16 protein-coding genes are annotated in these 22,003 nt (G+C 68.2%); 12 read left to right on the top strand and 4 right to left on the bottom strand.

Features of this window, described 5'->3' with window-relative positions; genetic code table 11:
• Positions 1-137: 137 nt before the first annotated feature.
• From BJ997_RS06205 to BJ997_RS06195, 3 genes are read left to right on the top strand one after another with little or no spacing between them, the layout of a single operon-like run.
• Entirely contained in the window at positions 138-338 is a 201-nt protein-coding gene (locus tag BJ997_RS06205; protein ID WP_052542120.1) for a hypothetical protein, read from the top strand.
• The gene (locus BJ997_RS06200; protein WP_052542121.1) at positions 338-2,419 is read left to right on the top strand and encodes an ATP-binding cassette domain-containing protein; all 2,082 of its coding nucleotides are present in this window, start codon (positions 338-340) and stop codon (positions 2,417-2,419) included. Before BJ997_RS06205 ends, BJ997_RS06200 begins: the two co-directional genes overlap by 1 nt.
• Positions 2,416-3,228 carry an ECF transporter S component gene (locus BJ997_RS06195; RefSeq protein WP_169743167.1) on the top strand — a complete coding sequence of 271 codons (813 nt, stop codon included), beginning with the start codon at positions 2,416-2,418 and terminating at the stop codon, positions 3,226-3,228. The genes BJ997_RS06200 and BJ997_RS06195 overlap by 4 nt, the downstream gene beginning before the upstream one ends.
• Here BJ997_RS06195 and BJ997_RS06190 read toward each other — a convergent pair.
• Entirely contained in the window at positions 3,194-4,123 is a 930-nt protein-coding gene (locus BJ997_RS06190) for an ornithine cyclodeaminase family protein (protein WP_035836119.1), read from the bottom strand. The genes BJ997_RS06195 and BJ997_RS06190 overlap by 35 nt on opposite strands.
• 92 nt (positions 4,124-4,215) lie before the next feature.
• Between BJ997_RS06190 and BJ997_RS06185 the strand changes: the two genes are divergently transcribed.
• Positions 4,216-5,658 carry an HNH endonuclease signature motif containing protein gene (locus BJ997_RS06185; RefSeq protein WP_183323298.1) on the top strand — a complete coding sequence of 481 codons (1,443 nt, stop codon included), beginning with the start codon at positions 4,216-4,218 and terminating at the stop codon, positions 5,656-5,658.
• A gap of 588 nt (positions 5,659-6,246) precedes the next feature.
• On the top strand, positions 6,247-7,314 hold the full coding sequence (locus tag BJ997_RS06180; RefSeq protein ID WP_183323240.1) for an IS110 family RNA-guided transposase: 1,068 nt from the start codon (positions 6,247-6,249) through the stop codon (positions 7,312-7,314).
• Between the two features lie 76 nt (positions 7,315-7,390).
• Here BJ997_RS06180 and metH read toward each other — a convergent pair whose 3' ends face one another.
• Genes metH through BJ997_RS06165 form a run of 3 tightly spaced genes read right to left on the bottom strand, consistent with a single transcriptional unit; the run spans position 7,391 to position 13,962 of the window.
• The gene (gene metH / locus BJ997_RS06175) at positions 7,391-11,041 is read right to left on the bottom strand and encodes a methionine synthase (protein WP_084141823.1); all 3,651 of its coding nucleotides are present in this window, start codon (positions 11,039-11,041) and stop codon (positions 7,391-7,393) included.
• Between the two features lie 53 nt (positions 11,042-11,094).
• The gene (locus BJ997_RS06170) at positions 11,095-12,723 is read right to left on the bottom strand and encodes a prolyl oligopeptidase family serine peptidase (RefSeq protein WP_183323296.1); all 1,629 of its coding nucleotides are present in this window, start codon (positions 12,721-12,723) and stop codon (positions 11,095-11,097) included.
• Positions 12,724-12,735: 12 nt separating this feature from the next.
• On the bottom strand, positions 12,736-13,962 hold the full coding sequence (locus BJ997_RS06165) for a hypothetical protein (protein WP_221243929.1): 1,227 nt from the start codon (positions 13,960-13,962) through the stop codon (positions 12,736-12,738).
• 121 nt (positions 13,963-14,083) lie between these two features.
• On the opposite strand from BJ997_RS06165, the gene amiA reads away from it, so the two are divergent.
• From amiA to BJ997_RS06135, 7 genes are all read left to right on the top strand, one after another.
• Entirely contained in the window at positions 14,084-14,188 is a 105-nt protein-coding gene (amiA, locus tag BJ997_RS21395) for a streptamidine family RiPP (protein ID WP_244962576.1), read from the top strand.
• A 97-nt stretch (positions 14,189-14,285) separates the two neighbouring features.
• Positions 14,286-15,122, top strand: a complete 837-nt coding sequence (locus BJ997_RS06160) for a hypothetical protein (protein WP_183323294.1) — start codon at positions 14,286-14,288, stop codon at positions 15,120-15,122.
• Entirely contained in the window at positions 15,119-16,012 is an 894-nt protein-coding gene (locus BJ997_RS06155; RefSeq protein ID WP_052542568.1) for a CocE/NonD family hydrolase, read from the top strand. Before BJ997_RS06160 ends, BJ997_RS06155 begins: the two co-directional genes overlap by 4 nt.
• Entirely contained in the window at positions 16,009-17,412 is a 1,404-nt protein-coding gene (locus BJ997_RS06150; RefSeq protein WP_052542569.1) for a YcaO-like family protein, read from the top strand. The genes BJ997_RS06155 and BJ997_RS06150 overlap by 4 nt, the downstream gene beginning before the upstream one ends.
• Positions 17,413-17,427: 15 nt before the next feature.
• A complete protein-coding gene (locus BJ997_RS06145) occupies positions 17,428-18,687 on the top strand; it encodes a hypothetical protein (protein WP_183323292.1) in 1,260 nt (419 codons plus the stop codon).
• Positions 18,687-20,336, top strand: coding sequence for an ABC transporter ATP-binding protein/permease (locus tag BJ997_RS06140; RefSeq protein ID WP_052542570.1), 1,650 nt, complete (start codon positions 18,687-18,689; stop codon positions 20,334-20,336). The genes BJ997_RS06145 and BJ997_RS06140 overlap by 1 nt, the downstream gene beginning before the upstream one ends.
• Positions 20,333-21,982 (top strand): ABC transporter ATP-binding protein, encoded by a 1,650-nt coding sequence (locus tag BJ997_RS06135; RefSeq protein WP_035838849.1) that lies wholly within the window; start codon positions 20,333-20,335, stop codon positions 21,980-21,982. Before BJ997_RS06140 ends, BJ997_RS06135 begins: the two co-directional genes overlap by 4 nt.
• The last annotated feature ends 21 nt before the right edge of the window (positions 21,983-22,003 follow it).

The raw sequence follows: 22,003 nt of genomic DNA, 5'->3' as shown, positions 1-22,003 counted from the left end.
TGCGTGGACACGAGTGAGAAACTGGCGGCGACAGCGGTGCTGAAGACCTCGGCAGCACGACCGAGGGCAGCGCGGAGTGGGGCGACCAGATCGTCTGCCGCGTCAACGACCGCCCTGCACCCGACGAGACCGTCGACGTGGAGGGCGAAGAGAGCTTCACCGAATCGTGCGACTCGATGCCGCCCGCATACGCGTACTGGTCCCTCTGGGTGAAGTCGTCCGCCGACGCCGACTGGGAATACGCCCAGGAGGGTCTGGGCACGCTTCAGCTGGCGCCCGGCGCATCCGTCGGTCTCCGGTACACGACCGGCACCGATACTCCCACGCCCGGTAGCTAGTGTTTCGGCTGCGCCTCGGTCCGCTGCGCGCCGCCGCCCTCTTCGCAGTGAGCTTCGTGCTGCTGCGGGTCGTCTATCGTGTGGTCTTCGGCGGGGCGGGCGGTGGGGCGGCTCCGGCTTTCATAGACCTACCCCTGTTCCACCTCGGCGGACCGTTCAGCCATGTGGTTCTCCTCGGTCCCATCAGCACAACGGGGCTCTGGAATGCGGCGCTCAGCGCCCTGCCCGTCGCCGCGCTCATCCTGTTCTTCGGCGTGCTGAACTCCCTTGTGGACGTGCGCCGGCTCTTCGCCCGGGGCGCCGGTCGCGGCCCACTGCGCACGGTGTCGCGTGCACTCGTGATCGCGTGGGCCACCTTTCCCGCGCTGCTCGAGTCGGTGCGCCGCGTGCGCGTGGCGGGCACCCTGCGCGGCGAACGTTCGATCGCAGCCCTGCTCGTGCCGGTCTTCGAACAGACCATCGAGCGCGCCCTGGCCCTCGCCGCGTCGATGGAGGCGCGCGGGTTCGCGGCCTCCAGCCGTGCTGAAGGGGTGTGCGAACGGCCTGTCGTCCTGACGGAGGCTTCGCTGGGCTTCGAGGGCGCCTGGGGTCTAGAACACCTCACGTTCGCGCTCGACCCTGGAACGCTCACCGTGATCACCGGCCCCACGGGCTCGGGCAAGACGAGCCTGCTGCACAGTATGAGCGGGCTGTTCCAGCACTTCCACGACGGCACGCACCGCGGCCTGATCGAAATCGCCGGCGCCGACCGGGCCACGACGCCGCCGCGGGAAACCGCCGGATTCGTCGGGGTCGTGTGCCAGAACGTGCGCCTCGGATTCGCCGCCGAGACCGTGCACGACGAAATCGGGTTCGCCCTCTCTGTTCGCGGCGTCGCTGCGGTGATCGTGCGCGAGCGCGTGCTCGAGGTTGCCGCCCGGCTGGAGATCGGTCACCTGCTTGCCCGCCCGATCGAGGCCCTCTCGGCTGGCGAGGCGAGCCTCGTGGCCATCGGCGCGGCGCTCATTTCCCGGCCTATCGTGCTGCTCGTGGACGAACCCCTCGCCGACCTCGACTCCTCGGCACGGGTTCGAGTGTGCCGGGTGCTCGATGAGCTCGCACACGAAGCGCGGGTGTGCGTGGTCGTGGCCGAGCACAACACGCGAGATTTCGAGCCGATAGCGGATGCCTGGCTCGCGATTCGCGACCGCCGCGTGCACGTTCGGCCTCGTGACCGGGCGCCGGGCGTGTGGGACGGCCCCGCTGAGGGCGGCGGCCCGCCCGATCCGGCTCGCCCCACGCCGGCTTTGCTTCACCCCATCTCGCCGGCTCGCCCCATTTCACAGGCTCGCCCGACGGAGCTGGCTCGCCCAACGCACCAGGCTCGTCCGCCGGAGCCGTTCGTGGGCATCCGTCACCTGTCTGTCGTTCACGCGGGCCGCACAGTCGTCGACGACGTGTCGCTGAGCATCGACCGCGGCGACGTGATTGCGCTGCGGGGCAACAACGGTGCCGGCAAAAGCAGCCTGCTGCAAGCGATTGCGCTGCCAACGGGCTCCGGTGAGGTGCGGGTAGACGGCCACGACGTGCACGCCCTGACGGGGCGCCTGCGGCGGAGCGCCGTCGCTCTCATACCCGAGAATTTCGACGACATGCTCTTCGCGATAACGGTGGCGGAGGAATGCCGGAGAGCCGACCGCACGGCTCGAGCGAACGGGGGCGACACCGCCCAGACGTTCACCCGCCTCCTCGATCTCGACGCGGCGTCCGCCGCGGGCTTCCTGCGGCGGCACCCCCGCGACCTGTCCGCCGGTGAGCGCCTATGTCTCGTGATCGCCATCCAACTCGCTGCCAATCCCGCGCTGCTACTCGTGGACGAGCCGACCCGTGGTCTGGATGCGCAGGCCCGCGCCCTCGTGGGTGCCGCGCTGCTCCGCGCCGCACAGGGCACGTCAGTCGACGCTTCGGTCGGGGACACGGCGATGGTCTCGGCCGTGATTTTCGCAACGCACGACCACGAATTCGCGGAGAGCCTCACGACGCAGACGATCCACATGCACGAGTCGCGTCTGCTCGACGCACCGGCGGACGTGTGCGCATGAACGGCCGCTGGAGGGCATGGGTGCTCGGCGGCGGCAGCGCGCTCGCCGCGGCGGCGTTCGCGTGGCCGTTGTTCGTGTCGGCGGTTCCGGCCGATGCGCAGGCCGCCGTGCCTATCGTGGCGTTCGCGCTCGTCCCCGCCCTTGTCGTGGCGCTCGCGCTCGCCCTCGACGGCGAGATGTACACGGCCAAGACAGTCGCGCTGCTCGGCGTGCTCTCTGCCGTGGGCGCCGCTGTGCGTATCGCCGGCACCGGCGTGGGCGGAGTCGAGGCTGTGTTCGTGCTGCTGATCCTCGCCGGGCGGGCCTATGGCGCCAGGTTCGGGTTTCTGCTCGGACTGCTCACGATCGCCGTGTCGTCGATCCTGTGGGGCGGTTTCGGCCCCTGGACGCCGTTCCAGATGTTTGCGTGCGGCTGGGTGGGCGCCGGAGCGGGCCTGCTTCCGCACGGTCGCGGATCGGGCGGTCCAGTGCGCGCACGCATGGAGATCGCCGTGCTGGCCGCGTACGGAATCGCGGCATCGTACCTGTTCGGGCTCATGATGAACCTGTGGTTCTGGCCGTTCGCGGTGGGGTCCGGCACCGGCATCTCCTACGCAGCGGATGCCGACCCCGGCCAGAACCTGGCGTCTTTCGCCCTGTATTCCCTCGTGACGTCTACCCTCACCTGGGACACTGTGCGTGCCGTCACGACGACTGTCGGCATCGTTCTCGTGGGCCCCACAGTGCTCGCCGCGCTGCGCCGCGCGAAGATGTCACCTCGACGCCGCGACGTCCCTACAGCGAGCGGGCGTGCAGTGCGCTCGCGATAACGAGGTCCTGCCAGCCCATGCCGACGCTCTTGAAAAACGCCGGCACGCCTCGGGCCTCGGCACCATTGCACGCAAGGTCGGCGAGTGACCTGAGGTTTGCGACCTGGGCGCATCCGTTGTCGATGGCGATCGCGACGTCTCCCGCCTCCCGCAGTGCCGTGGGTACGTCTTCGACATAGATGACACTTCGAGAGGCCAGCGCGTCGTCGATCTCGCGGGCGTCCGGAGAGTGGGACCCCATTGCAACCACAACGGCATCGTCGCGAACGAGGGCGCCGTCGAACAACGGCTCGCGTGCGCTCGTGCAGCACACCACGATGCGGGCGTCGGCGACATCCGCGGCCGTCCCTTCCGCCACGGGATAGCCCTCCGAGCGAAGCGTCGCCACGAGCCGCGCCGTGGCGTCGGCCGAGCGCCCGACGATCTTGACGCTCGTGAGGCGCCGCACGGCGGAGACCGCCCGCACATGGAACAGGGACTGCGGCCCGGTGCCGAAGACGAGCAGTGTGGACGCGTCGGCCCCGGCCAGCAGATCGATGGCGAGGGCGGAGACGGCCGGCGTGCGCAGGAGGGTCAGGGCGATGCCGTCGATGACCGCGACCGGGCTCAGGGTGCTCGAGTCGAAGAGCAGATAGTTGCCCTGGATGCTCGGAAGGTTCCGTGCAGGGTTATCCGGGGACACTGTGAGGATCTTCACCCCCGCGTATGCCTCGAACTCCCCCGGCATCAGCAGAAAGCTGCCGTGAGCCAGGGGAACAGAACTGCGTTCGGCCGCCGCCCCGGGGTCGAGTCCCGCCCGCAGGGCCGTCGCGAGGGCCCGAACGGCATCGGCCAGGGACAGGCCAGTGTGCACCTGGTCAGCCGAGATGAGGGGAATCTGCTGTGGGATGGACATGGTCCCCATTCTTCCTGCCTGGGTCCGCGACGGAAGAATCAGCGCACGCCGCGGCATCGACCAGTGTCGGTGGTGCCTGTCACACTTCTCTCATGACAACCCCTATCGAAGTCGTTTTCGTTGATCTGGCCGGGGCGTTAGCCCGGTCAGATACGTCCGCGAAAGCGTTCGCGGAGCTGTCCGACGACGGGTCGGAGAGCACCCACCGGGCCATCGCCCGCCACCTACGTGAAGTCACCGCGGCCTACGCCCTCTCGGCGGCCAACATGGCCAACCGATCCGACTGGACACTCGGCAGAGAAGGACTGTCACGAAAGAAGGGATACAACAGCCCCGAAGACTACGTACAAGCCCTCGGCGGAGGAGGCGGTGGCACCAAGGCAGACACCCGCCGCCTCATCGAGGCCGGCACCATGGCCACCGAAGCCGAAGCCGCCAGGGACAGGCAAGAGCAAGCCGATGTGCTGGCTCTCGAGCACCCGGAGGCCCCGCCGGTGGAGGTGCACCGGCCGTGGTTCGCTCCCCTGGGCGACGCCGTCACCGACGGCACGCTCAGCGCCGAAGCCGCCACGGCCATTCGCCGGGGCCTCGGAGAACCGGCCATCGGTGTCACGGAGGAGATGCTGGCCGAAGCAGTTGCGCATCTCCTTACCGAGTGCCGCACTGTAAACGCCGACCAGGCCGCGAAGGCCGCGAGGCACTGCCGGGACTCGATCGACGCTGCCGGGATCGCCTCCCGCGCCGACGCCATGCGGGCCCGGCAGTACCTGAAGGTTTTCGACAAGCCCGACGGCATGCTCCACGGCAGCTTTGAGCTCGATCCGGAGAACGGGGCGTACTTCAAGGACTTCCTGCAGCAGGTCATCGGTCCGCGCACCGGAGGACCCCGCTTCGTGGAGAAGGGCGAGAAGGAACGAGCGCAACGCATCATCGACGACCCGAGGTCCACCGACCAGATCGCCGCCGAATCACTCATCGAGGCCATCAAGGTCGCAGCCGGCGCCGACCCGGGCACAATCTTCGGCCGCATTCGGCCGTCTGTGAAGCTCGTGGTGATGGAGGCACCGGCGCCCGTAACACCTTCCTCGGCGCTGGAGTTCCTTGGAGACGGATTCATCGAAGGAACCTCGAATGCGGCGACCGCCGCCACGATCGACAGGGCCCTGTGCGACACCGGATTCACCCCGGTGGTGTTCGGCCGCGACGGATCGGTGCTCGACGTCGGACGGGAGCAACGGCTCTTTACGCAGCCGCAACGCGTTGCGTTGGCGCTTCGGGACGGCGGGTGCATGTGGAAGGACTGCCTGAAACCACCCAGCTTCTCCGAAGCACACCACCTGCACCAGTGGAAGGCCGACGGCGGACTCACCAACCTCGAGGACGGCATCCTGCTCTGCAGCCCCCACCACCTCCGCCTCCATAACGAAATCTCGACAGGCTCGATCCAAGGGGGTGGAAGATCATCCGCATTGGTGAGGGGTTCTGGCTGGTGCCCCCGACAGCGGCCGATCCGACCCAAACGCCCATCCACCTAGTCAGCAAATCGCCACTGAAGTTGGGGTCGCCGCTCCGGCTCCCGGCATAGCCGCACCGCAATGGCAGTGAGACGCGAGCGTCCGGAGAGCGGCTCGCGCGGTCTCGAGCTGAGGAGGCGCTTCGCGCCATCGTGGGATGCGGAATGCGTCGCGGTTTCCCCCCTCCGCTGGTCGAGGAACGCCGTCTACGGCGTGGCTCGAGACCGGGTGAGCCGAATCTGAGAGTCGGCTCGCGCGGTCTCGAGCCGCTCGTGCCTCGCTCCTCGACCAACGGGATGGGGAACACGATGCGCTTCCCTAGTAGACGCTCGTGCCTCGCTCCTCGACCAGCAGGTGGGGGCCGAGCAGCGCTTGGATCGAGCCTGTCAGTGATGATGGTTACAGGGGGTTGGCCCGGTCTGACTCAGAGCCTGTCTGACGCTTTGGTTGTCTTGGTCTCGATGCGTCGACCGGTGTCCAGCCCCCGAACGCATTGTCGCGTTCGGGAGCACCACCATGACTTAATAGGAGCTTGACTCCAGCCTCTTCACTGACTTGTCTGACGGTGCCCCTGAACACTGACCCTCAAACAGAAGGGCTGTATTCAGCATGACCTATTCCCGCAAGGATCTGATCCTCGGCGTCGATACGCACAAAGATTTTCATCACGCGGCGGTGATCAACCACGTCGGAAAATCGATCGCCGACCGGAAGTTCGACGCCACCTCCGCCGGCTACTCCGACCTCATCGCCTGGGCGACCGGCGTCGGCCGGATCGGCCGCGCCGGCGTCGAGGGGACCGGGTCCTACGGCGCCGGCCTCACCCGCGAACTCACCCGCCGTGGCATCCCCGTCATCGACGTCATCGCGCCGGATAAGCAGCTGCGGCGCCTGCGCGGCAAGACCGACCAGATCGACGCTTACAACGCGGCCCGCGCCGTCCTCAACGAGCTCGCCACCGCCGTCCCGAAGACCCAGGACGGCTTCGTGGAGGCCCTGCGCGTGCTCCGCACCTCCCGCCGCTTGCTAGTCAAACAGCGCACCGAGAGCATGAACCAGCTGCAAGGCCTGATCGTCAGCGCCCCCGCAGACCTGCGCGTGAGCCTCGCGAAGCTCAAGGCGAAGAACCTGGCTCTGCGCTGCTCAAAACTCCCCGTGCGCAAGGCCGACGACCTCGTCATGACCGAAACGAAGAATGTCCTCCGCTCCCTCGGCAAACGCTATTTGGAGTTGCTCACAGAAGCCGACCGGCTGATGAAACGCCTCGGCGCCATCGTAAAAGAACACGCCCCGGAACTGCTCGCCGTGCACGGCGTTGGACCGGACGTCGCCGCGACAATGCTGATCGTCGCCGGCGAAAACGTCGACCGCCTCAACAACGAATCCGCCTTCGCACACCTCATCGGCACCGCCCCAATCCAAGCCTCATCCGGCAAGACCAACCGACACCGATTGAACCGCGGCGGCCACCGCCAAGGCAACTCAGCGGCCTACCGAATCGTCATGGTCAGGATGAAATCCCACGAGAAAACCCGCGACTACGTAGTCAAAGCCCTCGCCCGCGGAAAGACCAAACGCGAGGCCATGCGCCTCCTCAAACGCTACGTCGCACGAGAGATATTCCAAATCCTCATCACCATCAGAGAACGCCACCAACAAGCCGCAATCTCAGCTTGACATCTATAGGAGCATCGAGATCAGGGGCGACCAACGAGGTGGCGCGACCAACGGTTTGATTGGGGCTGGGAGACCGCTAGACGGAGAAGTACTTGGCCTGGGGGTGGTGGAAGACGAAGGCGTCCGTTGACTGCTCCGGGTGCAGCTGTAACTCCTCCGACAAGACCACGCCCATCCGCTCTGGCTTCAGCAGCTCGACGACCTTGCGGCGGTCCTCCATCTCGGGGCACGCCGGGTAGCCGAGCGAGAAGCGCGCGCCGCGGTACTCGAGCTTGAACATGCCGGCCACGTCGGAGGGGTCTTCCGCGCCCACACCGAATTCGGCACGGATGCGGGAGTGCCAGTACTCGGCGAGGGCCTCCGTGAGCTGCATGGTGAGCCCGTTGAGCTCCATATAGTCGCGGTACTTGTTCTCGGCGAAGAGCTTTGCGGTGACCGAGTCCACGTTGGACCCGGCCGTCACGAGCTGCACAGCCACGACATCCGTTTGCCCGCTCTCCCTCGACCGCACGAAGTCGGCGAGGCAGAGGTGCTTGTCGCGGCGTTGGCGCGGAAAGGCGAACCGCAATCGCTCGGTGCCCACCGGGGCACCCGATCCCCCGTCGGGAGCGAGCAGCCCGGCCGGGCCCACCAGCCCGGTGGGGTCGTCGCCGTGGTGCAGCACGACCATGTCGTCGCCTTCCGCGACAACAGGGAAATAGCCGTAGGCCACGGACGCGTCGAGCATCCCCTCCCCGAGAATGCGATCGAGCCAGTAGCGCAGCCGCGGCCGGCCCACGGTGTCTACGAGTTCCTGGTAGCTCGCGCCGTCTTCGGCGCGGCTCGGCTTGAGGCCCCACTGCCCCATGAATGTGGCTCGCTCGTCGAGGAAGGCGGAGAACTCCGCGAGGGCTACGCCCTTGACGATGCGGGTGCCCCAAAACGGCGGAACGGGAACCGCATTGTCCGAGGCCACGTCGGAGCGGCTCGGCATCTCTTCTGGCTCGGTAAGGGTCAGCAGGCTTTTCTTGTGGATGCGCTTCTTCAGGGCAGGCAGGCCCACGGAGTCCGGGTCGGCTCCGCGCGCGATGGCCACGAGAGGTTCCATCAGAGCGAGGCCTTCGAAGGCGTCGCGGGCGTAGCGCACCTGCCCGTCGAACACGCTATCGAGGTCGTCTTCCACGTAGGAGCGGGTGAGGGCGGCACCTCCGAGCAGCACGGGCCACGTCTTGGCGAGCCCGCGGGAGTTCAGCTCAAGCAGGTTCTCTTTCATCACCACGGTGGACTTCACGAGCAGGCCGCTCATGCCGATCACATCCGCATTATTCTCCTCGGCCACCCTGATGAACTCGGCAATCGGCTGCTTGATGCCGATGTTGATCACGTCGTAGCCGTTGTTGGTGAGGATGATGTCCACGAGGTTCTTGCCAATGTCGTGCACGTCGCCGCGCACCGTGCCGAGCACGATAGTGCCCTTGCCGGCCGCCTCGGACTTCTCCATGTGCGGCTCAAGCAGAGCCACGGCGGCCTTCATCACCTCGGCGGACTGCAGCACGAAGGGCAGCTGCATCTCGCCGCTGCCGAACCGGGCACCCACCACTTGCATTCCCACAAGCAGGTGCACATTGACGATGTCGAGGGCGGAGAGGCCCCCAGCACGGGCGAGGTCGAGGTCGGCCTCGAGTCCCTTGGCTTCGCCGTCGATGATGCGGCGTTCGAGCCGTTCCCCCACCGGCAGAGCGGCGAGTTCCGCGGCCCGTTCGTCTTTCAAAGCGGCGGAGTCAACGCCCGCGAACAGGTCGAGCAGGGCCACGAGCGGGTCATAGGTGAGGGTTCCGTCGGCGTCGTACTCGCGGCGGTCCCAGACGAGGTCGAGAGCCACCTTGCGACGGTCATCGGGAACCGAGGCGAGCGGCACGATCTTGGCCGAGTTGACGATGGCCGAGTCGAGGCCGGCCTCGGTGGCCTCGTGCAGGAACACCGAGTTGAGCACGGACCGCGCGGCCGGGTTGAGCCCGAACGAGACATTGGAGACGCCAAGGGTGGTGTGGATGCCGGGGTATTTGGCCTTGATCTGGCGAATGGCGTCGATGGTCTCGATGCCGTCGCGGCGGGTCTCTTCCTGGCCGGTGGCGATCGGAAAGGTGAGGGCGTCCACGATAATGTCCTCGACGCGCATGCCCCACTCGTTCACGAGAGTGTCGACGAGGCGGGTGGCGATGCGCACCTTGTGCTCGGCCGTGCGAGCCTGGCCCTCCTCGTCGATGGTGAGGGCAATCACGGCGGCGCCGTGTTCCTTCACCAGGGGCATGATGAGTCCGAAGCGCGAGGTGGGACCTTCGCCGTCTTCGAAGTTGACCGAGTTGACGACGGGCCGCCCGCCGATGAGTTCCATGCCGGTCTGAAGCACGGCCGGCTCGGTGGAATCGATCACGAGCGGCAGGGTGGACGCGCTTGCAAGCCGGGAGACGACCTGTTTCATGTCGGCAACGCCGTCGCGGCCCACGTAGTCGATGCAGACGTCGAGCAGGTGGGCGCCGTCGCGTACCTGGGCGCGGGCGATGTCGACGCAGTCGTCCCAGTTCTCGGCGAGCATCGCGTCGCGGAACGCCCGGGAGCCGTTGGCGTTGGTGCGCTCCCCGATCGCGAGGAACGCGCTGTCCTGGTCGAAGCTCACGTGCTGGTACAGGCTCGCGACGCCGGGGTCGACCTCGAGCGTGCGGGCCTTCACCGGGGTGCCGCGCAGCCGATCGACGACGGCCTTCATGTGCTCCGGGGTCGTGCCGCAGCATCCGCCCACGAGTCCCAGGCCGAACTCCTTCACGAACTGTTCGTGGGCGGTGGCGAGCTGCTCCGGCGTGAGCGGGTAGCTCGCGCCGGTCTTGGTGAGCTGCGGCAGACCGGCGTTGGGCATACAGATCACGGGAACGCGCGAGAACTTGGACAGGTGCCGCAGGTGCTCGCTCATCTCGGTGGGCCCGGTGGCACAGTTCAGGCCGATCGCGTCGATCCCGAGCGGCTCGAGGGCTGTCAGTGCCGCGCCGATCTCGCTGCCCATCAGCATGGTTCCGGTGGTCTCCACCGTCACTTCCACGAAAATGGGCAAGCGGATGCCGGTCTCTGCGACGGCCTGCTTGCATCCGTTCACCGCGGACTTGGTCTGCAGCAGGTCCTGCGAGGTCTCGATCAGGAACGCGTCGGCGCCGCCGCGGATGAGCCCCAGGGCCTGCTCCGCGAACGTGGATTTGAGGTTGGCATAGGTGGTGTGGCCGAGGCTCGGCAGCTTGGTGCCCGGGCCCATCGAACCGAGAACCCAGCGCACCCGGCCGTCGCGGGCTTCGAAGGCCTCCACACGCTCGCGGGCGATCAGGGCGCCGGTGCGGGCGAGCTCCTCGATGCGGTCTTCAATGTCGTAGTCGGAGAGGTTGGACCAGTTAGCGCCGAACGTGTTGGTCTCCACGGCGTCGATGCCGGTTTCGAGATAGACGTCGTGGATGGCCGCGATGATGTCGGGGCGGCTGACGTTGAGGATTTCGTTGCAGCCCTCGAGCTGTTGATAATCGTCGAGGGTGGGGTTGTGTTCCTGCAGCATGGTGCCCATGGCGCCGTCGGCGATCACGACCGTGGTGCGAAGCGCGTCAAGCAGTGCCTGCGAGCGGGCCGGCCTGGCGGCATCCGCCGCACCGGGCGTGGCCGCCCCGGGGCTCGAATTGACGTGCTGGGAGGCGCCGACGCGTGCAGGTTTCATTCGGACAGCTTAACTGCGCGGCTGCCTCGCCTCACACGGGTGTGTAACCTTTCTTATTCTGTGTGGGCGGCGGCGAAGCTCAGCACATCGGCCGAGAACCGGCGCACCTGGTCGAGCGGTTTGGGCCCATGTCCGGCGGCGGCTTCGCTGCGAAGCCATGCCCGGCCACCGCGTCGCCGCAGGGACTTCACAAATTCGGCGGCTCCCGCCGCAGGCACGCGTTCGTCCGCCTCAAAAACTGCGCAGAGCACCGCCGGAAGCGGGGCGTCCAGTGGCAGTGCCTCCAGCAGATGTCGCGGTGAATACCTCAGCAGGCGCGCCCGTTCTGTGGGGTCGTCTGGGTGGCCGAACTCCGTCAGCCAGCGGGCTCCCAGGCCCTCGCGGTGGAATTGCGTCATGTCCAGCAGAGGCGCGGTACAGGCCACGGCGGCGCACAGGCCCGGGCGTCGAAGCGCGGCGGCGAGCACAACCAGACCGCCGTGCGAGGCACCCATCAGGCACAGAGACGCCGAAGTGCACCATCCGGTGCGCTGGAGGTACACGGCGCACTCGATTAGGTCGGTGATCGAGCGCAGCTTATTCGCCCGGCGACCCGCCTCGTGCCAGGCGGGGCCTTTCTCGCCGCCGCCGCGGATCTGCGCCGTCACGAACACGCCGCCGAGTTCGAGCCACGCCGGAACGCTCGCTTCGTACTCCGGCCCGCTCGAGACCCCGAAGCCGCCATAGCACGTGAGAATGAGCGCACGCGGCGTGTGGGGCAGGCCAGACGGATCCAGATCGTCGCGACGGGCGGTCACGAGCAGGTCCACCTCTGCTCCGTCACTCATCGGGGCTGTGAGTCGCTGGTGAGCGAGGTTCCCGCCAATCCCGCCGCCAGCCGGGGAGAAGACCTGTGTCTGCCCGGTCTCGGGGTCGAGACGGTACAGCCGCGGCGGCGTACCCGGGTCGGAGGCCACGATCCAGGCCTCGTGGCCGGTGCCGACGGTATTGGCCGAAAACCGGTCCACGTGCATGAGGCGATCGAGCCCGAGGTCGAGCCGCGCCGGCGGTGTGCCGCCGATCTCCAAGACGCTCGATCCGCCGTCAGTACGCAGCGAAAGATGACGCTCACCGATCGCAACGGATGTCGCGGCGCGCGCGGGTGCCGCGCGCGCCGCGGCGGGTTGCTCGCGCACCACAACGGCAGTGGCGCCCGGAATGCACAGGTACGACGAGTCCTCCTCGATGTCGAGGCGTCCCGTGCACGAGAACCCCGAGCTGTCAGGCAACCACACCGCCGCACTGTATCTCACCTCGAGCCGGGGCACTCGGTGCTGGGTGCCGGTGACGGCGTCGATCACGACGAGTTGGCCGGTCTCTCGCCCGTCGAGAGCGACCTCGGCGACGACGTTGGTGCCGTCGGGGCTCACCGAGAAAGCGTTGATGACCGCTGTTCCCGTGGGGTGGAATACCGCAGGGTCCAGCAAAACCCGTTCCGCTGCGAAGCGGCTTGACAGCCGGTCGATGTCGGCCCGACGCAGGCAGAAGTCTGATTCCCCCGCCCGTCGATTTCGATAGAACGCCGTTCTCCCGCGCAGAATGGGGAGTCCCGGCGCCTCGTAGTCTTCGGCTCGCACGAGGGCGGCCGTGAGACGCGTCCGGGCGGGCCAGGAGCCGGCCGCGTGCTCAAAGCTGCGGTGCATGGCGCCCGTCATTTAGCGGCCCACCAGGTCGTGACCGTGAGCGTCTCCCTCGCCGCGGGTGAGCCAGGCGAGGTGTCCGCCCTCGTTGAGAGCCGTCGGCAGCCTAACCGTGCGCATCGTGGCGCCAGCGTCTGCGGCATCCAGAATGTGCAGCTCGCCGTGGCCACCACGCGTCACGGCAAACAGGGAGCCCGCCGACGACGCGGCTATGGCCCGGCGTTCCGCCCGATCCCAGGGCTCGCGTCCGGGCCGCGGGGCGTCGCTCATCGGCGGGAGAGCACTGCGACCGTGCACCTGCAGTGCCGCACCCGGACGCCGACGATAGCTGACCGCCTCGTCGCCGTCGGGACGGATGCGCGTGACCACGGCGTGATCGCGGGTGAGGCCCAGTCGAAATACCAGGCCGGGGCCGATCGGGGCGGTGCTGATGCTGTGGGTGTCCAGGCTGTAGCGCCAGAGATGGTTGGTCCAGACCTGCCAGTTCTTCGGATCCGGGTCGCCGCCGCGCACCACGGCGAAGAGGCAGCGGTCGCGGGGGCAGAAGCGCACAAAGTAGGCCCTCCCCGGGACGTTCCACGGCACCGTGGGGTGCGCAACAAGCACCCCGTTCTCGAGGGTGTGCCGGTACACACCGGAACCGGTGGCGTTGAAGATCATGCCCGTCAGCGGATCGTAGGCATCGCCATGGCCGTCGTCGGGCAGCTCGGTGAGATCGCCGCGGAGGACGGGGCCGTGGGCATCCGCCGATTGGACGGCCGCGACGCCGATCATTTCGAGGGAGCCCGGCTCGCGATGGCGAATGACGAGAGCGGGTGATGCGTCCGCCTCGCCCATATCCCGCGCAATCACGACGCCGGGTTCGCCGCGGCGGGTGCGAATGCGGCGGCTGCGGGGGCGCGCGCCGTGCCTGTCAACGAGGGTGACGAGGTCGCTCCACGGCTGCCAATCACGGCCCAGGCCTGTCGTCACGGCGATGAATCGGCCGGTACTGCTCGCGGCCAGGTGCTCGCCGGGAATGGCGACCGAGACCGCGCTCTCTCGCCAGTCCTGGCTGTTCGTGAAGACGTTGAGCACCACGAGCTCGCCGGCGCCGTCGTCAATGTACGCGAGCCGACCGTGCGGCAGCGGCAGGAAGCCAGCGTGCTCGGCCAGCACGGTTTCGGTGTCGTGCCGCAGGATCTGGCACGTGCGTGGATCGACGACATACAGGGCGCCCGCTTTCTGGTCGGCGACGACCAACCTGGATTCATGCGACTCGCTGATAATCGCTCCTTATTGATAATGATTGTCATTGTCGGTTAGAGTCTAGCTGACCACCCAAACGGGAGGTCGTGCAACAACACAACAGGAAGGACTCCTCATGGAATCCGAAAACACCGTCGTCGCAGAAATCGCAGGAACCGAGCAGCTGGCACACCTCTCCGCCACGCACTCGAACGCACTCGTCGAGAATCCCTTCGACTAGGAGCTGACACCCCCCCATGGGCTTCGGTGCGCCCCGCAAATGGCCAATTCTGCGGGGCGCACCACCCGTTAACGTCCCCGCAACCGAATCGAGCCAGATGACGACCCCCCGCATCCCCTTCGACATCATCGACACCGCCAACGGAACCGCCGTGCGCACGAGCGACGGTGTATTCCTCCGGCTCACGGGCTCTCCCATTCCCGTATGGCAGCTGCACGCACTGGCCGGCGGCCGCGACGTTGCACTCGATGCCGCGGGGCAGGCCTCCTGGCAGCGTGTGCACTCAGCCGTCACCACCCGGCACGAACACGATGCGGCCCCGACATGGCCCACGCCGAAGAGCCGGGTTCTGATCGTGTGCACGGAGCCAGCTCTCGCACACCTGGCTGCGGACCTCGCCGAGCTGGGCGCCGATGTTCGCTCGCTCGATGTCACCGGGGTGTATGACAGTGTGGACCTCGGGAGCGTCATCGAGATCACCCAGGCGCTGACGGAATTCAGGCCGGCGCTCGTGATCTGGCTGGCCGGCGGCCTACCGCCGCGGGCCCTCTGGGACAACCTCGACACCCTGCCCTTCCGAGGCGTCGCCTGGCTGCGGGTGCACCGCGAAGGCAGCCAGCTCTGGGTCGACCCGCTCTCGCTCGACATGACCGACCCGTCGAGCGCCCAGGTGATGAAGCGACGCCTCGCCGCATCCGGCACGGCAGAAGAGCTCGCGTCGTGGCTGGAAGCACGCACGAATGTTCCCACGGCAATGAGCGACCTCGCCGGCCGGATGGTGGGGCTCCGGCTGCTCGACATGGCCCAGGCCTGGGCGTTCGACGCCGAGCGTCTTCGCATCTATCGCACCCGAGCGTGGCAGTTCAATGCCCGATCGTTGCGGGCGAGCGAGCACACAGTGTTGGCCTATCCAGAGCCGGCACCGCTCCCATGAGGCGCTTCGCCGTTCAGGCGCCCGACGGCGTCACCCTCTCTGGATTCGTCGCTGAGGCCGCCGAGCCGCGCGGCACAGTCGTCATTCGAACGCCCTACGACTGCGAGGTTCATACCGCGCAGGCTCGCTCGTGGCAGGCCCGCGGTTACACCTGCCTGGTAGCGGATGTCCGTGGCCGATACGCCTCCGCCGGCCACTGGCACCCCTACTCCTCCGAGGGCGCAGACGGCGCCGCCACCGTTCGGGCGGTGCTGAACTCGACGTGGCATCGGGGCGGCATCACGCTGCTCGGTTCGTCGTACGCGGCGCACTGCGCCCTCGAAACCGCCCGTGCCCTGGCCGGCGTGCCCGAGCATTCAGCCCGGATCGACGCCGTGGTGGCGCTCGTGCCGGCCCTCGGACGCTTCGAGACCGCACGCGACCCGAACGGATGCCCACGCCTCGCCGACCGGTTCGGCTGGTGGTTCGAGCACGGGTTCGAACGTCGGAGCGGGCCACCGCTCGGCGAGCGCCGCGCGACCGACCTGCTCGCGCGCGCCGTCGATGCAGGCCCCGAGGCGACGCATCCGCTCGAAGATCCCACAGCCGGGCAAGCCGACCTGTGGCGGGAGCTCTGGGCTGCGGGGCCAACCGACCTGCACGCACGATATGCCGGGGCCACGTCTCCCCTGCTGGTCGTCACCGGCGCCCAGGACTTCTTTATTCTCGAAGCCCTCGACCTGCACGACTCCTGGCCGGCGCCCGTGAGCCTGATCAACGGCCCATGGGGACACCGGCTCACGGCCGAGCGCCCCGACCCTGCCGGCAGCATCGGAGAACGGGTGCTCGCGTGGATGCAGCGCCCCTCCACCCCTTACCACCCCGCCCACTTCGTATCGAGGACGCCATGACCACCCCCACCACCGCTGTCCCGCCCGAGTTCGACCTGGCATCCCTCGTCGACGGGGAGATGGGCATCATCCGCTCGGTGCGCCCGGTCCTACGTCCCGATGCGGCTCCCCCGGCCTACACGTCGATGACCGCCGAGGTGTCGAACGCCCGCGAACTCGGCGACTGGCCCGCCGACCGGGTTTCGCTCGGAACCACGTTCGGCGACGACAGGCAAGCCTGGATCGCGGCCGTCGCGGAGGGCATAGAACGCTACTGTGGCAATTTCCTGCCCGCAGAACTGCACCCAGGGGAACAGAAAGAGGGAACGGCCGCCGAGCTGCGCGAGCGCGGCCTGACTGTGATCGACGTGGAGTCCCTGCCGCAGTTCACGCCCTGGCAGCTCTCCTCCCCCGGGTTTCCGTACCGACAGCTCACCGACCACGTGCGCACGCTGTGGACCAGGTGCCGGGAACGCCGCGCCGACGCTCCATCGTCGGATGTCTGGCTGCCGGCGTCGCTCGTGTACCTCAACTGGCGGCAGCGCCGCTTTCGCCACCTTGATCGCGTCCACCACTTGAACTACGCCGGAATCGCCACCGGGCAGGGAAACCAGGATGCCCGGGACCGCGCCGTCCTCGAGTGCATCGAACGCGACGCCCTCGAGCTCTGGTGGCACCTCGACGGCCCCACGCGCGGCATCGACCCGGCGAGCGTGCCCGGCCTCAGCGAGCACATGTCCGGCTGCAACCTCCGGTACTGGATCGTGGAGATGCCCTCCGAGCTGGCCCCGGCGATGGCGGCCCTGATCTACGACCCTGACACGGGCCTCTACGCCGCGGGATTCGCCTGCAAGCTCGACCCCGCCGAAGCCGCCCGCAAGGCCGTGCTCGAGGCCGTGCACACCTGGATCTATTCCTCGGGGCTGCAAGCGAGCACCGGCTGGGTATTCCAGGCCGTGGATGCCGGGCTGATGGCCCGCGGCCTGTACCTCGATCACCGAGAGGATCTCCGATACCTCGACGACGTGGGCGAGAACTTCTGCACGGTGCGCGACCTCGGCGCGCACGTACAGGTCTGGCTCGATCCCCGGGTGCACCATCTCGCCACGCGTTTCACCGCGCCCGCGCTCGGCACCATCAGCGTCGGCGAGATCGCGCCGGTCACACAGCAGCAGATCACGGCGCGGCTGGCGGCCGGAGGTCACCGCGTGTTCTCGCGAGACCTCACGACATCCGACGTGGCCCGCACCGCCCTGCGCGTTGAGCGCGTGTTCGTGACCGGGCTCGTGCCCAACGCGCCCGCGGCCTTCGCCTATCTCGGCTCCGAGCGGTTTCGCGCGGCGGCGCGGTCGCGCGGCTGGCGAAGGCGCGATCCGGTGAAACCCGACGACTTCACGCTCATTCCCCCGCCCCACATGTGAGAACGGATACCTTCCTTGCTCGATTCCACTGACCACGCTTGGTCGCGCATCGCTCCCGGTCCCCCCGAGCCGCGCGGACCGGCGATGAACGCGTGGGCCGGCCCCACGCTCGCGGCCACTCGAATCGGCGCCATCCTGCAGGAGGTCTGGTGGAGCGATTCCTTCCACCCGTCGCCGCGAACGGGCGCGCCGACAGCTATCCGTCACCGTGCAATTCCCTCCGCCGGGGCGTGCTATCCCGTGCAGACGCACGTGCTCTGCGGCCAGGACGGCGAGGCGGGGGGCACCCGTGCGGTGTACGACCACGAGACGAACCGTCTCGTGCGCCTGGGCCGCTGCACTCTGGGCTCCGGCACACTCGTCATCCTCACCGTGCTGCCGCAGCGAGCGGCGGGGAAGTATCACCACCGTGCCTGGCCTGGACTGATCGCCGACGCAGCCTACGCGCTCACGGCGATCGCCGCCGTCGCCGCTCGACACGGCCTCGCGGCCACCCGACTCGATGACCTGACCCCGCACGGGTTGGCGGACATGGCTGGGCTGCCTCGGCACGGGACTCGACACGGCGCGTGGCCGACAGGATGGCGGGGCAGGGCACCCGAACTGGCCATCACTGCGCTGCATCTCGGAAACGGTGCGGTCCCGGCGCTCGAAGGTCTGACCTCGACCGCGGCGGCACCCGCGGAATTGCGCTCCCACGGCTCATCGCCCGACGTGTCTTCGCTCGCCGAAGCGCTCGGCGAGGCCGCCGGACTCGGCGGAACGGCAGCTGCTGCCCTGTCGGTGCCCGCGATCAGCACGTCGGCGCTCGCCGCTCGTCGCAGTATGCCGTTCGCCGATATGCACAGCAGCGCTCGGCGACCACCGACTCCGGCCTGGTCGGCGGGGCTCATGAAGGTCGCGTTAGAGATCGCCGAGGGCGCCCGGCCGACCGGGTGCAGCCTTCACCTCGTGACACCGCACGACCACGCCGCGCTCGCCGAGGCTGTCGAGAGGTCGAGCGCGCAGGAGTGGCTACGCATGAGCGATCTTCTCGTGCTGTTTACGGCGCGCGAAGGCTCGACGCCGGCCCACCTGGTCAGCTGTCTCTGGTGGGCGACTCTCGCTGCGGCGAACCTCGTCTTTCAGGCGACGGACGAGCGGATGCGTACGCGCTCGCGTCCGGTCGCCGGCTGGACGGATGCGCACGGCGGGGCAGCGCGAGAAACGACGCTGAGCGGCCAACGAATCCTGCACGCGGTCGCCCTTTTTCACGAGGGAGGGGCCGCCTCGTGATGCTCAACCGAACCCTGTGGGCGCTCACACTGCGGCATCCCCTCCGCCTCTGCGGCACGACGGTGCTGCTGATGCTCGGCGCCGGCACCTATCTCGCCCAGGCGTGGTTCACTGCCCATGCCCTCGCCGCGCTCGTTGCCGGTCGCGGTCAGGCCGCACTCGGCCTCCTCGGCGGCATCGTGGCCGTCGCTGTGCTGCGGGTACTTGTCAACCTCGTTCAGGCCCAGGTCGCGAGCGGCCTCGGCACGGCCGTGCGAGTGCGCCTTCGTCGCGAGCTTGCGGCGGCTGCTCTCTCCCCTGGACGACTTCACGACGCGTCCGAACGAGCCGGAGTGGCACGCCTCACGATCACTGACGGCATCGACGGCGTCGACGTGTACGTGAGCAAGTACGTGGGCCACGTGCTGCAGGTGTTCATGCTCTGCCCGACAATTCTGGTGGCTATTGCACTGCTCAATCCGTGGCTCGCGGTCGTGCTCGGCAGTTGCCTCGCGGTCGCCGTGCTGGCCCCGCGCCTCTGGCACCGCGTGCTGCGCCGGCGCGGAACCATCCACTGGGACAGCTACGAACGTCTGGCGGCCGATTTTCTCGAATCGCTCCAGGGCATGAAGACCCTGCGCTTGATCGGCGCGGTCGGGCGCACGCGTTCTCGACTGGGCGGACGCTCCGACGAGTTACACCGGGCCACTGTCGCCACGATGCGCACTTCCCTGTTCGATACCGCACTGGTGGATCTCGCGATCCAGGCCGGCATCGTGTGCGCCGCCGCTGCCGCCGTTCTCGCGGCCACCGGCACCGGCCAGCCTACCGCAGACGTCTACCTGCTGCTGCTGCTCTCGTCGGAGCTGTTCCGCCCCATCAGGGAACTTTCCCGCCACTGGCACGCTGGCTACCTCGGCCTGTCCGCGGTCGCCGGCATCGAAGCTCTGCGTGGCGGCACCGCGGCGGCACCCCCGGCGAACCCGGGCGTTCCCGGCACGGCCTTGGTCACGATCACGGAGGTGGCCTTCGGCTATACCGAAGGGAGCCCCGTGCTTCGCGGCGCCACGTGTACCCTGCGCCCCGGCGCGATCACTGCCCTCACCGGGCCATCCGGGGCAGGCAAGAGCACACTGTTCGATCTGATTCTCGGCTATCTCCAACCCGAGAGCGGCACGATCTCCGTCGCCGGGCACGGCGCCGGTGCCGCGCACGTGAGCGTGGTTTCCCAGCACAGCTACCTGTTCTCAGGCTCGGTGAGGGACAATCTCGCGGTCGCCAGCCCAGGGGCACCGGATGCCGACCTCCACGCGGCCGCCCGCGCCGCCGGTATCCACGAGGAGATCCTCGCGATGCCTGGCGGCTATGACGCCGAGCTTGCCGAGGGCGGAGATTCGCTCTCCGGCGGCCAAAAGCAACGACTGTCGGTGGCCAGGGCGCTCCTGGCCGACCGCCCGGTTCTGCTGCTCGACGAGCCCACGAGCGCCCTCAATGACGCGCTCGCTCGCCAGCTGATGACCGCTCTGCAGTCCGTCGCCCGCACAAAGGTTGTTCTGATGATCGCCCACCGCACTGAAACCCTTGACTACGCCGGTCGGGTGCTGCATCTCGACGGCGGCCGCCTTGCCGAAGTCGTTGTGGCCGATCACGACGTGCCGGTTCGCGCATGATTCGACACCCGATACTCGGACTGGTCCCGTACCTGAGCGGAGAAAAACGGGGCCTCGCCTGGGCCTTCTCCGTGAGCGTGCTCAGCTCCCTCACCCTCGCGGCCCTGATGGTGGGCACGGCCTGGGCGGTCGGCCTCGCCGTCGTCGAACAGCGCGTTCCTCCCTCCGGATTCTGGGTACTGCTGGGCGTGGGCGTGCTTCTTCGGGCGGGGCTCACCTGGCACGAGATGGACGTGTCGCACAGCCTCGCCTACCGCGTGCTCGCCGCACTGCGGATGAGCCTGTTCGACGGCTTCGCTCGCAGCACGCCGGCGAGGGAGAACCGTCAGCACAGCGGCGACCAGGCCGCGGCGGCCATGGGTGATATCGAAAGGTTGGAGTTCTTCTACGCGCACACGATCGCCCAGCTCGCCGCGACGGCAGTCGTGGCTGGCGTCGGTACAGCGCTGGTCTTCCTCGTTCAACCGCTCATGGCCGGCGCGGTGCTGTTGGCTGTGCTCCTGCTCCTGGCCTGCAGTCGAGTTCACGTGGCACGGTCACGCCGGTTGGGCGACAGCATCCAGGACTGCAACTCGGCGCTCTCCGCCCGGGTGGTTGAAAGCCTCACCGGGCGACGGGAAATCATCGGCTTCGGCCTGCAGAGCCGGGTGCAGGGCGAGCTCGACCGGTTCACCCGCCGTGCTGCCGGACTGCAACGGCAGCTCGACCACACGACCGTGCTGGCCGCGGGGCTGCGCGACGTCACCATCGTGGGCACCGCCGTGGCCCTGTTCCTCATCGCCATGGAAACGCCCGGCCTGAGCCTTGCGGCGCTGCCCCCGCTCGTGGCCGGTTGCTTCGCCGTGCTCGGGCCGGTGGCCGACGCCGGGTCCACCCTCGGTCAATTGCATTCCCATCGCGCGAGCGCGCGGCGGGTGCTCGCGGGCATCGGAGGTAAGACCGAGATAGCGGATGCCGCGGTACCGCTTCCTCTCCCGGCAGGCCCACTCGGGCTCGATCTCGTCAACGTGTCCTTTGCCTATACTGCGGGGACCCGGGTGTTCGATGGCTTTGATCTCACGATCGCGCCGGGGGAACGCGTGGCGATTCGTGGCATATCGGGCGCGGGAAAGACGACCCTCGCGCTGCTGCTGTCCAGGCTGTGGGCCGCCGACAGCGGTCAGATCGACCTCGTCACGGCCACCGGCGACCGCGTGGACCTCGAGGCGATCTCCGATGCCGACTTCCGGAACGCCGTGGCCGTGGTTGGCCAGGACGCCCTGCTCTTCCATGGCACCGTGATGGACAACATGCGGCTGGCCGCGCCGCGGGCGACCGACCGCCAGATCATGCAGGCGCTCCACGATGTTGGCGCGAACGCCTTCATCGAGGCCTGGCCCGACGGTTCGAATACGGTGGTCGGCGAGCGAGGCACGGCTGTGTCCGGCGGGCAACAGGCCCGGCTCTGCCTGGCGCGGGCGTTGCTCGTGCGGTCGCGGATCCTCATTCTGGACGAGACGACGGCGAGTCTCGATCCGCTCGCCGAGCGCCACCTGACCAGACTGGTGCAAGGCTTGCCCGGCGACGTGACGGTGATCACGATCGCACACCGGGCGGCAACGCTGGCGGCCTCGGGACGCATCGTCGACATCCGTCGCCCGGTCTAGCCTGATCGGTCGTGGCCAATT

Origin of the sequence: Cryobacterium roopkundense, from assembly GCF_014200405.1 — a bacterium.
Taxonomy (GTDB): Bacteria; Actinomycetota; Actinomycetes; order Actinomycetales; family Microbacteriaceae; genus Cryobacterium; species Cryobacterium roopkundense.
Note: the sequence above shows the minus strand (reverse complement) of the source record. Positions and strands in the feature narration are given on the sequence as shown.